The sequence below is a fragment of the Methylobacterium radiodurans genome, assembly GCF_003173735.1.
In the GTDB taxonomy this organism is placed as follows: Bacteria; Pseudomonadota; Alphaproteobacteria; order Rhizobiales; family Beijerinckiaceae; genus Methylobacterium; species Methylobacterium radiodurans.
The window spans coordinates 1,528,007-1,545,086 of sequence record NZ_CP029551.1; the positions used below are offsets into that span (position 1 = coordinate 1,528,007).

Sequence of the window (17,080 nt, forward strand, 5' to 3'; positions counted from 1 at the left end):
GTCAGTAAAGCGGCTCGAGCCGCACGTTCGGGACGGTGAAGGGACCCAGCATGATTCGGCCGTCGCCGAGGCGCAGCGGCGGCAGCGGCTTCAGGGGAGATTCGCCGCCGGCCGGCGCGCCGTCCGTGCCGGGCGTCCGCACCGAGCCCAGGAGACCGCCGACGAGCGCCCCGACCAGCGCACCCCGGTCGGCGCCGTAGCGCTGGCCGACGAGGCTGCCGACCAGGGCTTCCAGGCCGGCCGCTCGCAGATCGAGCTGGCCCGCGACGCGGTGTCCCTCGTCGAGGCCGAGCGTGCCCTTGGCCTGGAGGCGGCGGTCGCCCTTGTTGACGGCGAGGTTGGCGAGTTCGAGCCGGCCCTCGGCCTCGCGCCAGATCTCCAACTCGCGCGCCAGCGTGCCGGTGCGCAGGACGACGGCCTTCGTCAGCGTGGCGTCGAGGGCGATGTCGGCCGGATCGGCGTTCCCGATCAGGGCGTTTGCCTCGGCCGAGCGGGCCTTGGTGAAGCGCAGGCTGGTATCCACCGCGCCGTCCGCGTCGAAGCGCCCCGGCGTCGGTCGGGCGTGGAGTTCGAGGTGCTCGCCCGCCACCTCGACGGGTCGGTCGAGGGTGGGCCCGGAGACGGTGACCCGCGGCGCATCGACCGCCAGCGAGGCGCGCACGAACCCGTCCGCGGCGCCGTGGAAGCTGCCGCGCAGGCTCGTCCAGCTCGCCTCGCCCGCGAGGTCGCCCTGCCGGGTCCGGAACGGGCCGGTCGCCTCGAACAGGGCGTGGCGCGGCTGGTAGACCTGCACGAGCGCCGTGAAGGGCCCGAGGGTGAAGCCGCCATCGGCGCGGGCCAGCGCTACCGAGGCGCAGCGCAGCTCCAGCCGGAACGGGTAGCCGGTGATCGAGCGGTCGGCGCAGGTCCAGGTCCTGCCGGCAGCGGCCTCGCGGGCGAGCCACGCGTCGATCTCTCGCCCCGCGCGGTCGCGCAGGTAGAACCAGCCGGCGGTCCAGAGCAGCGCGACCACGGCCAGGAGGATGAAGGGCAGGAACAGCCCGAGGCGCGAGCCGCGCAGCCCGCCGCGCCGGTCCCGCACGATATCCGCCTGCCCCGAGCCCTGCGCCATGCCCGCCCTCTCCGTCACCGGCCCTGCACCTCCCGCGGCCTGTCCCGCGGGGCGGGCGGCGATGCAAGAGGGACGGGCACGGATCTAGGACGCGCGCCCCGGATGTCAGGCGGGGATTCTCAAGCCCGCACTCAGCCCCGCGGGGTGTCGGTGCTCAGGTCGTCGGCGATCGCCGCGCGCTCGGCCTCGTCCTCGGCGAGCCGGTGGACGTGCATCTCGGTGGCGCCATGGCCGCGCATCCGGGCGAGCCAGGTGCGGCCGAGATGCTCGCGCGGGCTCTCGCCCGAGGTCGCGACCGAGACGAGTTCGGCGATGCCGGCGGTGTCGCGGCGCACCGCCAGCACCACCGCGGCCCCGACCTCGTCGAGAGCCGGCTCGTTCAGCGCGTGCACGCCGACCACGTAGCGCCGGCCCGACCGGCCGCGCCAGGCCGAGAGCGCGAGCGCCGGGCTGCCCCGCAGCCCGGCCGTCGTCCTCAGACGTTCTTCCCGCACGTCCTGTCTCCGTGTGCGATCGTCCTTCAGGTCGCGGAGGGCGGCCGACCAGGACAGGGCTCGTTTGTTCGCCATTTGTTCTAGTTTATCCGCCGTCATCCACAGGCGTCAAGCGCGACGCATCCTACGCAGGAGATGGCGATGGCGGGGGTTATCCACAAGACGGCCGGGCTGCGACACCGAGCGCCGTTCGCGCGCCCGGAGCCCGCGTCAGGCGGTGCGCGAGGCCGAGGAGCCGGGCTCCGGCACCGGGTGGCCGTTGGCGGCGAGCTCGGCCCGGCCCGCGTCGAGGAGCGCGTTGGAGGCGGTCTCGATCCGCTCCAGAACCTCGCCCTGGAAGGCGGCGCGGGCCATGCCCGGCGGGATCGGCGGCAGGAACTCGATCACCGCGGTGCCGGGCCGGCGCAGGAAGCCACGGCGGGGCCAGAACAGGCCCGTGTTGAGGGCGGTCGGCAGGCAGGGCACGCCGAGCGCCGCGTAGAGGTGGGACAGGCCCTGCTTGTAGACGGGGGGCGCGTTGGTCGGCCGCCGCGTGCCCTCGGGGAAGATGATGAGCTGGCGCCCGCGCGCGATGGCGTCCGCGGCGGCTGCGTTCATCAGGCTCATGGCGCGATTCCCCTTCGAGCGGTCGATCGCCACCATGCCGCCGCGCGACAGGTGCCAGCCGACGACCGGGATGAAGAGCAGCTCCCGCTTCAGGATGTAGGCGAATTCCGGGAAGACCGTGCAGAGCGCCAGCGTCTCCAGGGCCGACTGGTGCTTGGCGGCGACGAGGAGCGGTCCCGGCGGGATGTTCTCCAGGCCGCGGAACTCCACGCGGATGCCGGCCACGTGCCGCAGCAGCCAGATCGTGGTGTTCCCCCAGAGCCGTGCGACCCCGAGCACCGTGCGCCGCGAGACCAGGGCCGGCAGGCAGCCCAGAGCGATCACCGCGGTGGCGGCATAGAAGCAGAGGTTGAAGGCGAGGGAGCGGAGCGCGAGCATGGGGACCTGTGCAGAGCGGCCCCCTTTAGCCCGGCTTCGCGCCGGGGGACAGACGGAGGCCGTCCCAGGGTCACGGTTTCGAAAGGTCTAGGACCTTTCGCAGGTCCCGGGCAGGGCCCGGCTCGGCGAAGCCGAACTCCGGCCTCAGTAGCCGTCCGCGAGCGTGCTGCGCTGGCGCGGGTCGGCGGCGCCCGCGAGCAGGCCGTCGTCCAGCCGCATCACCGAGTTCGCCGAGCCCGTGGTGGGACCGACCTTCACCGCGTGGCCCTTGGCGCGCAGGAGCGCCAGGGTATCGGGCGAGATGCCCTCCTCGGCGAGCAGCACATCGGGCCGCCACTGGTGGTGGACGCGCGGCGCATCCACCGCCTGGGCGAGGTTCATGCGGAAATCCACGAGGTTCACGATCACCTGCAGCACCGTGGTGATGATGCGGCTGCCGCCGGGGCTGCCGGTGACGAGGAGGAGCCGGCCGTCCCGGAACAGGAAGGTCGGGGTCATCGAGGAGAGCGGCCGCGCGCCCGGCGCCACGGCGTTGGCGTCGCTGCCGACGAGCCCGTAGGCGTTCTGCGCGCCGGGCTTGGCGGAGAAGTCGTCCATCTCGTTGTTGAGGAGCACGCCCGTACCCGCGGCGACCAGGCCGATCCCGTAGGAGAAGTTCAGCGTGTAGGTGTTGGCGACCGCGTTGCCGGCCGCGTCCACCACCGAGAAATGCGTGGTCTGGTCGGACTCGTACGGGGCCGGGTCACCGGCCCGCACGGCGTCGGCGGGGCGCGCCCGTTCCGGGTTGATCTGCGCCCGGATCGTGTCCGCGTAGGCCTTGGCGAGCAGCCCCCGCACCGGGACCTTCACTCGGTCGGGATCGCCGAGATAGGTGGCGCGGTCGGCGTAGGCGGGCTTCATCGCCTCCGCCAGCGTGTGGAAGGCCTGGGCGCTGCCCACACCCATGCCGGCGAGGTCGAAGCCCTCCAGAACGTTCAGGATCTCGATCAGGTGGATGCCGCCCGAGGAGGGCGGCGGCATCGAGACGATCGTGTGCCCGCGATAGGTCCCGCGCACCGGCTCGCGCCGCTTCACCCGATAGCCGGCAAGGTCGTCGGTCGTCATGATGCCGCCGGCCTGCCGCACCGCGTCGACGATCTTCTCGGCGATCGGGCCGGTGTAGAAGGCGTCCGGCCCCCGCTCGGCGATGGTCCGCAGCGTGTCGGCAAGGTCCGTCTGCACCAGGGTCTCGCCGCGGGCGAGCACCCGGTCCCCGTGGAAGAATACCGCCCGGGTCGAGGGCCAGCGCCCGAGCATCCCGGCGACCTGGGGCAGCGAATCGGCGAGGCCCCCCTCGACGCCGATGCCCTCGCGGGCGAGCCGCTCGGCCGGCGCGATGAGCTCCGCCAGGGTGAGCTTGCCCGAGCCGTAGAGGCGGTGCGCCTCGGCCAAGCCCCGCACCGTGCCCGGCACGCCGACCGCCTTGCCGCCCCGGGTGGAGGCCGCCCGGTCGGGCGCTCCGTCGGGGCCGAGGAACATGTCGGCGGTGGCGGCGTGCGGCGCGGTCTCGCGGTAGTCGATCGCCACCGTCTCGTTGCGCTCGGCGAGGTGCACCAGCATGAAGCCGCCGCCGCCGAGGTTGCCCGCCTGCGGCAGGGTCACGGCGAGCGCGAAGCCCACAGCCACCGCCGCATCGACCGCGTTGCCGCCCCGCTTCAGCACATCGACGCCGATCCGGGTCGCCCGCGCCTCCTGGGAGGACACCATGCCGCTCTGCGCGAGCGGCGGCAGGGCACGGGCGATGTCCGAGGGGATCGGCACCGCCTCCGCGGTCCGGGCGGGCTGAGCCCGAGGGGAGGCGCCCGGCAGCGGCACGGCCAGGAGACAGGCCAGTGAACCGGCGAGGAGAACGGAGAGGGCGCGAGCGCGGCGCGGCATGGCTGGCGGTCGGCTCCACGGGCGAGAGGACGGGGTGGTGGACGCGTTCGTGATAGTGCGGCCTGGGGGCGCGTCCAGGCAGGGCCATGTTGCGCGGCGCCGGGCTGACGAATAAGGGAAAGCGTCAGCCGGCGGATTCCAAAGCGGATTCCACCGCGAAAGCCAAGTGGAAGCCAAGTTCCGCCGTCCGCGCGCCCGGCGCGTTCCGACGGCGCAGAGGCGCCCGGTCGCGCCGGATACCGGAGGAGTGCGGATGCGGGTGGTCGACCTCGATCGCGATGCGGTCAAGCAGGGCCTTGCCGACGGCAGCCTGCTGCTGATCGACGTGCGCGAAGCCCACGAATACGCGGACGGCCATATCCCCGGTGCCGTCACCCACCCGCTCTCGGAATTCAATCCGCAGGCGCTTGCCGCCCTGGTCGAGGGGGATGCCCGCCGGCCCGTCTTCGTCTGCGCCGCGGGCGTGCGCTCGGTGCACGCGCTCCGCGCCGCGCAGCAGGCCGGCCTGCCGATCGAGGCGCATTATCGTGGCGGCTTCAAGGACTGGTACGCGGCCGGTGAAGCCGTTGAATAGTCCGAGCGGCGCGTTCGCCGCGCATGTGCCGTGTGCGCCGCCGCACAACTCTGAACTGCGCGAGGGACTAGGGGCCCACAAGACTGTGAAGGTCCGCGTCCCTCGAACCCCGCTGACCCGCCCAGCCTCCTCTGACCACGCATCGATCCTGCCCGCGCACCGCACCGCGCGCCGCCGGCCGATGCTCAGGGACCTCGTCATGCATCCTGCCCTGCGCAGCCGGCTCTCCAGCCTTCTCGTTCTCGCCTCTGCCGGTGCCTTGGCCGGTACTCTGGCCGGCGCCGTGCCGGCCCACGCCCAGGCCCCCGGCGGACCGCCGCCGAAGGTCACGGTCGCCAAGCCGGTGGTGCGCGAGATCGTTGAGCAGGACCAGTATACCGGCCGCTTCGACCCGATCGAGTTCGTCGAGGTGCGCGCCCGCGTCACCGGCTACCTGGACAAGATCCAGTTCACGGACGGCGCCACGGTGAAGAAGGGCGACGTGCTCTTCGTGATCGACCGGCGGCCCTACAAGGCGGCGCTGGAGCAGGCCCAGGCCGCGCTCACCTCCGCCAAGGCCCGGCTCTCCTTCACCCAGACCGACCTCGAGCGCGCCCAGACGCTCTCGCGGGGCGGCAACATCTCCGAGCAGGTCACCGACCAGCGTCGGCAAGCCTCGCAGACCGCGCAGGCGGACGTGGACAGCGCGGAAGCCGCGCTCCGCAACGCCCAGCTCAACTACGACTTCACGGAAGTGAAGTCGCCGATCGACGGGCGCATCAGCCGCCGCCTCGTCACCGAGGGCAACATCGTCATCACCGACCAGACGATGCTGACCACGATCGTCTCGCTCGACCCGATCTATTTCGGCTTCACCGTCGATGAGAAGTCGTTCCTCAAGTACCAGAACAGCCTCAACATCGGCATGGGCCAGACCCAGCGCGGCAAGGGCGTGCCGATCATGATCGCGCTCACCGGCGAGGAGAAGCCGACCCGCAAGGGCACGCTCGACTTCGTCGACAACCGCGTCGACAACCAGACCGGCACGGTGCTGCTGCGCGCGACCGTCGAGAACCCGGACGGGTTCATCAAGCCGGGTCTGTTCGGCATCGTCTCGATGCCCGCGACCAAGCCGTTCCGGGGCGTGCTGCTGCCCGACGAGGCCGTCTCGGCCAACCAGGACAAGCGCATCGTCTACCTCGTCTCCGAGGACGGCACGGCGTCGGCCCGCGACGTCAAGCTCGGGCCCAAGGTCGACGGCTACCGGGTGATCCGCGAGGGCCTGAAGGGCGACGAGACCGTGGTGATCAATGGCCTCGCCCGCGTGCGCCCCGGCGCCAAGGTGACGCCCGAGATGCAGACGCTGCCGCCGAGCAAGAGCTGACCGGAGCCGGCCCGGGGGGCAGGACGCCCCGCGGGCCGGTCCCGGCCCCATCCGCAGGTGACGCGAGGCATGGGCCCTTCCGGGGCGCCGGCCGAGAGGTTTGACCGATGCGCTTTGCCCATTTCTTCGTCGATCGGCCGATCTTCGCCTCGGTCACCTCGATCATCTTCCTGCTGCTCGGCTTCGTCGCCTACGAGACGCTGCCGGTCGCGCAGTATCCCGAGATCGTGCCGCCGACCGTGACGGTGCGCGCCTCCTTCCCGGGCGCCAACGCCGAGACGGTGGCGGCCACGATCGCGACGCCGATCGAGCAGGAGGTCAACGGCGTCGACAACATGCTGTACATGACGTCGCTCTCCACGAACGACGGCAACATGCTGCTGACCGTCACCTTCAAGGTCGGCACCAACCTCGATATCGCGAACGTTCTGGTCCAGAACCGGCTCTCGGTGGCCCAGCCGCGCCTGCCGCCGGACGTGCGCAACCTCGGCGTCACCGTGCGCAAGGCCTCGCCCGACCTGATGCTGGTCGTGCACCTCCTGTCGCCGAACAAGACCTACGACCAGAACTACCTCGCCAACTACATCTACCTGAACATCCGCGACGAGCTGCTGCGCCTCGACGGCGTCGGCGACATCTCGATCTTCGGCGGCAACGAGTACGCCGAGCGCGTCTGGCTCGATCCCCAGAAGCTCGCCGCCTACGGCCTGACCACCTCCGACGTCACCACGGCGCTGCAGGAGCAGAACGTGCAGGTGGCGGCCGGCGCCCTGAACTCGCCGCCGGCGGCCACGGGCCAGGCCTTCCAGCTCATCGTGCAGTCGCAGGGACGCTTCCAGACGCCCGAGGAGTTCGCCGAGGTCATCGTCAAGGCCTCAGACGGGCGCCTCGTGCGGGTGAAGGACGTGGCCCGCGTGGAGATGGGCCAGAAGGACTACACCACCAACTCCTTCCTCAACGCGACGCCGGCCGTCGGCATCGGCGCCTTCCAGCGCCCGGGCACCAACGCGCTCGAGGCGGCGGCCTCCGTCCGCAACGTGATGGAGAACCTGAAGAAGAACTTCCCGCCGGACGTCGAGTACCGCATCGCCTACAACCCGACGGAGTTCATCGAGGAGTCGATCCACGAGGTCTACAAGACCCTGTTCGAGGCGGTCGGCCTCGTGGTCATCGTGGTGCTGGTCTTCCTCCAGAGCTGGCGCACGGCGCTGATCCCGGTGCTGGCGATCCCCGTCTCGCTTGTCGGCACCTTCGCGGCGATGGCGGCCTTCGGCTTCTCGCTCAACAACCTGACCCTGTTCGGGCTGGTGCTGGCCATCGGCATCGTGGTGGACGACGCGATCGTCGTGGTGGAGAACGTCGAGCGCAACATGGCCGAGGGGCTCTCCCCCGGCGAGGCCGCGCACAAGACGATGGACGAGGTCGGCGGCGCCGTCATCGCCATCGCGCTGGTGCTGGCGGCGGTGTTCATCCCGACCGCCTTCATCCCCGGCATCTCGGGCCAGTTCTACAAACAGTTCGCGCTCACCATCGCGGCCTCGACGCTGATCTCGGCCTTCAACTCGCTCACCCTCTCACCCGCGCTCTGCAAGCTGCTGCTCAAGCCGCACCACGCGCACGCCAAGCCGAAGTTCTTCCTCACGCGCTTCATCAACTGGCTGGCCGACCTGTTCAACCGCGGCTTCGACTGGCTGTCGCACACCTACTCGCGCACGATCTACGGGCTGACCAACTACATGGTCGGGCTCATCGCGATGCTGCTCGTCTACGCGGCGGTGATCGCGGGCACCCTCCACCTCGCCCAGACGACACCCACGGGCTTCATCCCGGACCAGGACCAGGGCTACCTGATCGGCGTCGTGCAGCTGCCGTCGGGCGCCTCGCTCGACCGCACCACCGAGGTGGTGAACCGGGCCGCCGCCGCCGCGCGCAAGATCGACGGCGTCACGAACACCGTCATCATCGCGGGCTTCGACGGCGCGACCTTCACCAACACCACGAACTCGGGCGTGATGTTCATCACGCTGGCCGGCGCCAAGGAGCGCGCCGCCCAGGGGCGCTCGGCCGCGGTGATCACCGGCGACGTGATCAAGGCCACCGCCGACATCCAGGAGGCCCGGGTCATCGTGATCCCGCCCCCGCCGGTGCGCGGCCTCGGCCAGGGCGGCGGCTTCAAGATGCAGGTGGAGAGCCGCCAGAGCTCGGCCATCGGCCCGCTGCTGGCCAATGTCGGGGAGATGCTGGGGGCGGCCAACCAGAGCAACGACGTGCAGCGGGTGTTCACCACCTTCAGCAACGACACGCCGCAGCTCTACCTCGACATCGACCGCACGGTCGCCCGCATGCTGAACGTGCCGCTCGGCAACGTCTTCTCGACCGTGCAGGCGGCGCTCGGCGGCGCCTACGTCAACGACTTCAACACGCTGGGCCGCATCTATCAGGTCCGCGTGCAGGGCGACGCGCGCTTCCGCGTCTCGAAGCAGGACATCGAGCAGCTGAAGGTGCGCTCCTCCACCGGCGCCCTGGTGCCGATGGGCACGCTCGCGACCATCCGGGAGATCTCGGGCCCGCAGATCGTGCAGCGGTTCAACCTCTACTACTCGGTGCCCGTGCAGGGCGTGGCCAAGCCCGGCATCTCGACCGGCCAGGCGCTCGACGCGATGGAGGAGATCGCCAAGAAGAGCCTGCCGGACGGCTACGCCTACGACTGGACCGAGATCGCCTTCCAGCAGAAGGCGGCGGGCGGCACGGCGATCTACGTCTTCGCGCTCGGCGTGCTCCTCGTCTTCCTGGTGCTGGCCGCCCAGTACGAGTCCTGGGCCTTGCCGATGGCGATCCTGCTCGTGGTGCCGACGGGTGTGCTCGCCGCCCTGTTCGGGGTGCAGCTCAGGGGGCAGGACAACAACATCCTGACCCAGATCGGCCTGATCGTGCTCATCGGCCTGGCGGCCAAGAACGCGATCCTGATCGTGGAGTTCGCGCACGACATCGAGAACAACGAGCGCAAGGGTCCGGTCGAGGCCGCCGTGCAGGCCTGCAAGCTCCGCTTGCGCCCGATCCTGATGACGGCCTTCGCCTTCATCCTGGGCACGCTGCCGCTCGTCATCGCCACCGGCCCGGGCGCCGAGATGCGCCAGGCGCTCGGCACCGCGGTGTTCTTCGGCATGATCGGCGCGACCTTCTTCGGCCTGTTCCTGACGCCGGTCTTCTACGTGGTGATCCGCCGCCTCGTGCTCTGGATCGAGCGCAAGCGCGGCAAGCGCCCGCACGGCGAGGCGCCCGACCGCGACGGGCACGGGACTCCGAGCCCGGCCCACTAGGGCCGTCCCGGAGACCCACCGATCCGAACCCGCCGGCCGCGAGGCCGGCGGGTTTTTTGTCGGCGCCGCCCCATCTCGTCCGGGCTGCGTTCAGGCGAGGCGCCTGATACCGCAGGCGACGACCCGTTCATCCGCGAGGAAGCGCCCGTGCCCGGTTACCTGCCCTTCGCGGGCGCCCTGAAGCTGCCCGCCTACACCTGCGACAATTGCGGGTTCTGGCAGCGCCATTTCGAGGCGCCCGCGTCCTGCCCGATGTGCCTCGACGCCCGCCACGTCGTGCCGCAGGACGGCTGGCGCTTCCGCACCGAGCGGGAGGCGCAAGAGGCCTTCCCGTGCCACTGGGAGGAGCTGGAGCCGGGCGTCTGGCGCTTCTGGAACGAGCCCGTCTCGGGGATCGGTCCGTCCGCCTACCTGATCCAGACGGATCACGGGAACATGGGCTTCGAGGGCTGTCCGGTCTTCAGCGAGGCGGCCCTCGACCAGATCGCCAAGCTCGGCGGCATGCAGGTGCTCTCGTCCTCGCATCCCCACGCCTATGGCGCGCTGGTGCAGCTGCAGGACCGCTTCGACCCGGAGCTGTGCCTGCCGGCGGCCGACTTCACCTGGAGCGCGGCGCTCCAGGTCTCCTGGCCCTACGACGACTTTCTGGAGCCGATCCCCGGGCTTGAACTTCACCGCACCGCCGGCCATTTCGACGGCCATGCCGTGCTGTTCGACCGCAAACGCAAGATCTGCTTCTGCGGCGACGCGCTGAAGTTCGAGCTGGAGCCGGACGACTTCCGCCGGGCACGCACCATCTCGGCCCACAAGGCCTTCGTGCGCGGCGTGCCGCTGACCGTGGCGGAGCTGCGCCGCTACCGCGACGTGTTCGAGCGCCTCGACTTCATCCAGACCTGGACGCCCTTCGAGCCGGCCGCCAATTGCGGCCGGGCCGAGGTTCTGGCGCTGATCGATGGGATGTTGGCGACGCGCCCGCACGCGGCGCCGGTGTTGCTGGAGACGCTGCGGCGATAGCTCCGACGCTCTCCCTCCCCCCTCTGCGGGGGAGGGTGGGCCGGCCGGGAGGCCGGGTCGGGAGAGGGGAGCCCCGCTTCAGGGTTGGGCTCGGCCCTGCATGAAGGCCACGCCCCTTTCTGCGACGTGGTTCCCCTCTCCCGCCTCACTCCGCAGAGGGGGGAGGGTTGATCGACCGTCAGCGCTTCGTGTTCGCCGCTGTCTGGCCGAACATCACCTTCTTGGCCTCTTCGCTCATGGTCTGGCCGAGATTCGGGTTGACCTCCGGCCCCTTCGCGTAGGCCGCCTGCGTGGCGGGCCGCGCCTGGATCGCCGCGAACCAGCGCTTCAGGTTCGGGTGGTCGTCGAGGTTCTGGCCCTGCTTCTCGTACGGCACGATCCACGGGTAGCAGGCCATGTCGGCGATCGAGTAGTCGGGGCCCGCCACGAAGGCGCGGTCGACGAGCCGCCGGTCGAGCACGCCGTAGAGTCGGTTGGTCTCCTTGACGTAGCGGTCGATCGCATAGGGCACCTTCTCGGGCGCGTACTGCGTGAAATGGTGGTTCTGGCCGAGCATCGGCCCGAGGCCGCCCATCTGCCAGAACAGCCATTGCAGCACCTCGGCCCGGCCGTGGATGTCGGCGGGGATGAAGCGACCGGTCTTCTCGGCGAGGTAGAGCAGGATCGCCCCCGACTCGAACAGCGAGACCGGCGCGCCGCCGCCCGCCGGCTCGCGGTCTACGATCGCCGGCATGCGGTTGTTCGGGGCGATCGCCAGGAAGTCGGGCTTGAACTGGTCGCCTGCGCCGATGTTCACCGGATGGATCCGGTAGGGCAGGCCGGTCTCCTCCAGGAGCATCGTGACCTTGTGGCCGTTCGGCGTCGGCCAGTAGTGGAGATCGATCATCGGGATCCTCAGCGTCCGCCCCTCGGGAGGCGAGGTGGGACGCGGGGATCGTGCGGTCAAGCCGCGGTTTCCGTCACGGCGCATCCCTTGCCGCCGGAGCCTGGAATCCTTAGAAACAGCGGCGTGGCGGGGTGTAGCGCAGTCTGGTAGCGCACCTGGTTCGGGACTTATACCCCCCGCTAAGGGTACTATGTATTTAGGTTCAGGCGCTTAGGAGTGTGATACCTCACAGTGCGCCATAACATCGGGGCGTAGCTCAGCCTGGTAGAGCGGATGGTTTGGGACCATCAGGTCGCACGTTCGAGTCGTGTCGCCCCGACCAATTTCCCAGTTCCACCTTCGACGGAAGCGCGCGGTCACGTCTTGGGAGCGATGCGACCAGAGGTGTGCCGGAGGACATCCGCCTCGATTGCAGCCCTGCGAGCGACCAGCCTCACCGAGAATAATCCGCTTTTCTTTATTCTGGGTGCGACGGGAATAGGGGGCTTCGCCGCTTGCGTGTGCCTTGCATCTCTCCCGCTGCGACCTCAGGACGTGCTATACACAACGCTGCGCAGCCAGCTGCGAGATAGTTAAATATCTCTTATTGTCAGAGCAAAATTTATCTTGGATATTCCCAGGCGGGCAACGACTCGTTTGGAAAAGGCTGGCATTTTTACTCGCGCTCGACTGATTGGCGCGCTATTTGCCACGCTAACTTTCCCCTCAACCAGATGTTTCAAATCGGCACGATAGACCAGACCCGTCTATTATCGGGACGATCTCGTGTGCCGAAATGATTCATGGAGATCTCGCAGATGGACGCGGAGCGCCATATTAGCCCGCTGCATCACGTTAGCTGCGACTATCCTATTTCCACGCCGCAAGGTTCATCAGTCCGTGTTTTGATCACAGAGGAAGGGGTTTCGCAAGTCCTCCTGGACTGGTTTCTAGCGCCAAGGAACCGACAGAAGAGCCGGAGTTGGCAACGCGGCTATGCCCAGGCCTTTGGCCTGTTCTACGATTTCGCTCGTCAGCGTGGGCACGTTTATGCTGGAGGCGGCCGGCAACATGAGATCCTCTCGGATTTCGCCGAGGCGCTTCTATGCGGCACCATCCAGCCTGACGGTACGGACGAAACGGGCCTATTCTGGCCCAAGCTCTCGTTCGATGTGGCCGACGCTCACGTCAAGCGCCTCACATGGCTGTCAGATTACTGTGTCGAGCGCCATGGCAACGAGCCTCTCAATCCATGGGTATCGGCCGACTGGGCGCAGCGCTTAGCCCAGTTCCGAGCCTGGGACATCGGCAACAGGCGCTCCCTACTTCGTCATATCGGCGACCGACAGGCGGCGTGGGATCGCGCAGCTCACTCTCGTGATGTTGCGATGAGGCGTCGGCCGCGTGTTGATCCCGTTCGGCCGCCCTACTTCCCGCCCCAGAAGTTCTCCGACCTGATCAGGATGGGTTTCGCCGTGCCACGGCATAGCGCTCGTGGCCCGGCGCATCGCCGTGTCCACGTGCGCGACATGATGATCGCGATCCTACAGGGAGCTGGCGGGCTCAGGCAGTCGGAGCCGTTCCACCTCTATCTTGATGACGTCCGTGATGATCCGCGATCACCGGGCTCTGCCCTCGTTCGCGTCCATCATCCGAGCGAGGGAAAGTATCGCTTCTTCAGCGCGGTCGAACGCAAATGGCGTGTGACTTCGCGAGAGGAGTTCCTGCGTAGCAAGGGTCTTTGCCCGCGCCATAAGGTCGGCTCGAAGCACCTCTTTGCCGGGTGGAAGGATCCGCTACTCGTCAGGGAGAAGGCTGGAGATTTCTACATGGAGGTGCAGTGGTTTCCGGCTTGGTGGGGCAAAATCTTCTGGGGATTGTACAGGACTTACGTCAGAGACGTGAGGCCTCAAACCGACAGTCCTTTTCTGTTCGTTAATCACAGCGGCCGGTTTGTAGGAAGCCCATACACCATCAAGCAATATGACAAAAAGCTGGCTAGAGCGATCAATTTGGTAGGCGTCCAGCCTGTCAAGGAGACAGGCGGCACATCGCACGGACTACGGCACCACTACGGACAGATCCTCGCGGATGCCGGTGTGGATCGCGTCGTGATCCAGAAGGCAATGCATCACAAGTCGCCGGAGAGCACCGCAATTTACACCCGGCCGGATGCGGACAAGGTTCACCGCGTCCTGGATCAGGCTGTGTCGCGGCAGGAGCGCGTCGAACTTCCTTTTCTGGCCGGGATCTGAGCGACGATGGGATGCACCTCAAGCCTGCCGCCGATCATGGTTGCGCGCGAGCGCAAGGGTGATGCGCCTTTGTTCGTCGCGGCCGATGATGTCCTCCTCAGTGTTCTTGAGCCGTTCAACGCCTCTGGTTCTGCAGCGGCTGCCGTTAACATCTCCAATCTGATGCGGGGCAAGCAACGGACCCGGCTGGGGGCAATGAACATACTTGCCTCGCTTAGTATGGCCGCAACACGGGACGAATTTGTCGTCGCGTTAGATGCCGCATACGATGCGTTCTTGGCTCGCCAATTCCAGCAGGCGGATTTTGTCCTCCTGTGCCTACACCTCTACGTGCAGGGCGTGATCCTCTTCCCGCGCAACTTCGTGCGCGGTGGCGAGACACTATTCAATCCTATCTACCGCAATCAGTCCACGCCGGTGACGGTAGCGACATCGGCCGATCTTGCCGCGTTGCAGGAGCGGGTCAGGCGTCACGCCCGCGCCAAGGCGGAAAACAACGTCGACTTGGTCGCTCGTTGGGCGATCCGGGCTGTTGTGACGGTGGGCCCCTACGCCCCCGATCTTACCATCGACGAGAGCATTGCCCGCGTCTACGCCGAGTTTGCGCCAACCGATGACCGGAAGTACTGGGCCTTCCGTGAGGCTATCTACGCCCTGAATCGAGGTGCGGGCTCCGACGGGTTCACCGGCAACATCAACGAGATCCTTCGACCGCGTGTGGCCGCCGAGCATGCGCTCGTGGCAGAGGGATCGACGGCTCCCGGCCGCCGCAGCACCAGTCGGGCCGATCCGACCTTTGCCTGGGCGGTATTAAAGGATCGTGCGGTTGAGCCTTGGCGTAAGCTCGCCACGGATTGGATTGCGAGCATCAGGGCTCGGAAGCGTCTCACTGCAAACATCGTTGCAGCGAATCACCTGCTCGACTTTCTGATCTCCCATCCTTATGTCGCGCGAGATCCGATTGATTTTATGAAATCTGACTATTCTCTGGCCGGTGATTTACTGATCTATATCGCGGACAAGAAGAATGAGACGATTGCTAAGACGCATGCATTCTTCGAGTTTGCTCTCGACACCTTGTGTACGGTCAGCGACGAGGGGGTTCGGTACCGCGTGCGGGGGTTCGTCAACCCCATACCTCAGGAGGCTATCCCGACCTCTCGCTCCTACTATGGCGGCCAGACGCATCGGCTTGCGATGCCTGTGGCTTGGGTGACCATCCTTCAAGAGATCATCACGCGGGACAACTTCCGTTGGCCGAAAGAGACGTTCGCCAGCACGGATTGGCTGCGTGTCCCTGATCCCACAACAGGGAAGCCGGCGAACGTCTGGAATCCAGTGCGCGCCTTCCTCGTGCTGCTCAAGCTCTATCTGCCGCTCCGTACTCATCAGATCCGGATGCTGGATAGCGGCGAGGGTGACCGCGAGGTCCTCGACGCAGTTTCTCGGACGTGGGTGAAGAATGGATGCGGTGTCGCCGCCTCTAAGGAGGACCAAGGCGTCCTACGCCGCATCTGGGACCCAGAGCGGACCACGTGGTTCACAGGCGTCTACGTCAACACCAACAAGACACAGGACCGCGTCGGCGATGTCGATCGTGGCTACGTGATTCCATGGGAGAACGAGCAGGTCATTCGGTTGGTGCTGGAACTGCGTGAGTGGCAGCTGCGCTACAATCCGCTATCGACACCGACGCCGTTCCAGCAACTACCCGACGCACGTGATGCGAGTTCGGACGTGGTCGCTAATACGCCAGCACGCTACTACCTGTTTCGTGATGCAACGAGCGACCTACGTGCCGCACCTGTGACGCACGGACGTATCCGCTTATTCTGGAACGACCTCTGCGCTGAATTGGAGATGGAGCTCCAGCGTCGGGGGATCCGCAATCAAGATGGATCTAAGATCCAAATCATTGATAGCTGGCGGGAGGAGCCGTCCGGCCGGGTTCCGGCAACGTCGATCTTCGACCTGCATTCGTTGCGCGTGACAGGCCTGACCGCCTTCGCTAAGGCAGGCGTGCCCATCGAGATTTTGAGCAAGCTGGTTGCAGGTCACGCCAGCATCCTGATGACACTTTACTATGCGCGTTTAGACATCGGGCATGTAAGCGAAGTTCTCAGCAATGCGCGGGTGAAGGCCGACGATCAGGCACAGGCCGAGATGGCGACCTTCATCAAGGCGCTGTCGGTCAACGAGCTCTCGCTCCGGACTGCCTTTAACTCTATGCAAGGGCTCGAGACGGCGAAGAGAACGCAGCCAGCCATCTGGCAGTGGATGGACCACGGCATCTGCCCCAACGGTCGCACCCGCTGCCACGAAGGTGGGTATGCGGTCGTCGATCAGCGTGACAGGAAGTACTATGGCCCTGTGAGAGGCGGCACCGGCAACTGCGCCCTCTGTCGCTTCTTCGTGACGGGCCACCAGTTTCTGCCTGGGCTGGTCGCAAAGCTGAATGAGACCAGCTTCGAAGCGGCAGAGCGATCCAAGACTTGGCGCTCACGTACCCAAGCCGAGCAGCGGCTTAGGGCTATCCGCATCGCCGCAGAGGATGCTGGGGAAAGCTCGCGTCCGGAGCAGGATGCCGAACTGGTTAGGGCAGCCAGCGCAGCTGAGGACGCCATGGGCGAACTCGATGTCTGCGCGGAGACGATGCATGCCTACCACAATTTGGTGGAGCAGGCCGTGGCCATCGCGCGTCGTGAGGTTACCGCTGGCGAAGAGGCAAGCCCGGCGGGACCGGCTCTGATCGTCAATGCGCCTGAGGGGGCCGGAATCGGCATCAACTATGTCGAGGTGCCCGAGTTCGAGCTCGTCGATGAGATTTGCCGGACGGCGCGCTTCTACCACTCCATCAATTGGTCGACGGCGAACCTGAGGCGGAAAGAGATTTTCAACCGCATGCTCATGCGCAACGGGCTTGAGCCAGTCTATGTCGGCCTCTCGGATGAGGTCAGCAAGGCGTCCCTCGACGCTGCCTCCGACCTCCTGCGGAGGCGGATGTCGCGCGACAAACTCGGTCAGCTCATGAGCGGCGAGGCTCGCTTGAAGGAACTCGGCCTACTGGATGAGACGGTCTCCCTGATTGAGCGGCAGATCGGACGTCCCGTTCAGCGGGCGGTGATGATCGAAGCTCCGAATGCTGCCCTGGCATTGGGACACACGGCCGTCGCGGAGGTCTGA

Annotated in this window: 11 protein-coding genes and 1 tRNA gene; 7 read left to right on the plus strand and 5 right to left on the minus strand. The window is 67.3% G+C overall.

Annotated features, from left to right (window positions below; genetic code table 11):
* Position 1: 1 nt before the first annotated feature.
* From DK427_RS06850 to ggt, 4 genes are all read right to left on the minus strand, one after another.
* Positions 2–1,111, minus strand: coding sequence for a DUF2125 domain-containing protein (locus DK427_RS06850; RefSeq protein ID WP_109950601.1), 1,110 nt, complete (start codon positions 1,109–1,111; stop codon positions 2–4).
* Between the two features lie 131 nt (positions 1,112–1,242).
* Positions 1,243–1,680 (minus strand): hypothetical protein, encoded by a 438-nt coding sequence (locus DK427_RS06855; RefSeq protein WP_109950602.1) that lies wholly within the window; start codon positions 1,678–1,680, stop codon positions 1,243–1,245.
* Positions 1,681–1,815: 135 nt separating this feature from the next.
* Complete coding sequence (locus tag DK427_RS06860; protein WP_109950603.1) at positions 1,816–2,589, minus strand: lysophospholipid acyltransferase family protein; 774 nt, start codon at positions 2,587–2,589, stop codon at positions 1,816–1,818.
* Between the two features lie 144 nt (positions 2,590–2,733).
* A complete protein-coding gene (gene ggt / locus DK427_RS06865) occupies positions 2,734–4,506 on the minus strand; it encodes a gamma-glutamyltransferase (RefSeq protein WP_109950604.1) in 1,773 nt (590 codons plus the stop codon).
* Between the two features lie 253 nt (positions 4,507–4,759).
* On the opposite strand from ggt, the gene DK427_RS06870 reads away from it, so the two are divergent.
* From DK427_RS06870 to DK427_RS06885, 4 genes are all read left to right on the plus strand, one after another.
* Complete coding sequence (locus DK427_RS06870; RefSeq protein ID WP_109950605.1) at positions 4,760–5,080, plus strand: rhodanese-like domain-containing protein; 321 nt, start codon at positions 4,760–4,762, stop codon at positions 5,078–5,080.
* Positions 5,081–5,279: 199 nt separating this feature from the next.
* Entirely contained in the window at positions 5,280–6,443 is a 1,164-nt protein-coding gene (locus DK427_RS06875; RefSeq protein WP_109954050.1) for an efflux RND transporter periplasmic adaptor subunit, read from the plus strand.
* A 107-nt stretch (positions 6,444–6,550) separates the two neighbouring features.
* Complete coding sequence (locus DK427_RS06880) at positions 6,551–9,763, plus strand: efflux RND transporter permease subunit (protein ID WP_109950606.1); 3,213 nt, start codon at positions 6,551–6,553, stop codon at positions 9,761–9,763.
* Positions 9,764–9,910: 147 nt separating this feature from the next.
* A complete protein-coding gene (locus DK427_RS06885; RefSeq protein ID WP_109950607.1) occupies positions 9,911–10,777 on the plus strand; it encodes an MBL fold metallo-hydrolase in 867 nt (288 codons plus the stop codon).
* A gap of 178 nt (positions 10,778–10,955) precedes the next feature.
* On the opposite strand, the gene DK427_RS06890 is transcribed toward DK427_RS06885, so the two are convergent.
* Positions 10,956–11,663, minus strand: coding sequence for a glutathione S-transferase N-terminal domain-containing protein (locus tag DK427_RS06890; protein WP_109950608.1), 708 nt, complete (start codon positions 11,661–11,663; stop codon positions 10,956–10,958).
* Between the two features lie 245 nt (positions 11,664–11,908).
* Here DK427_RS06890 and DK427_RS06895 point away from each other — a divergent pair.
* From DK427_RS06895 to DK427_RS06905, 3 genes are all read left to right on the plus strand, one after another.
* Positions 11,909–11,985, plus strand: a tRNA-Pro gene (locus tag DK427_RS06895).
* Positions 11,986–12,445: 460 nt separating this feature from the next.
* Positions 12,446–13,897, plus strand: coding sequence for a gamma-mobile-trio recombinase GmtY (gene gmtY, locus DK427_RS06900; protein ID WP_109950609.1), 1,452 nt, complete (start codon positions 12,446–12,448; stop codon positions 13,895–13,897).
* Between the two features lie 6 nt (positions 13,898–13,903).
* Positions 13,904–17,080 carry a VPA1269 family protein gene (locus tag DK427_RS06905; RefSeq protein ID WP_109950610.1) on the plus strand — a complete coding sequence of 1,059 codons (3,177 nt, stop codon included), beginning with the start codon at positions 13,904–13,906 and terminating at the stop codon, positions 17,078–17,080.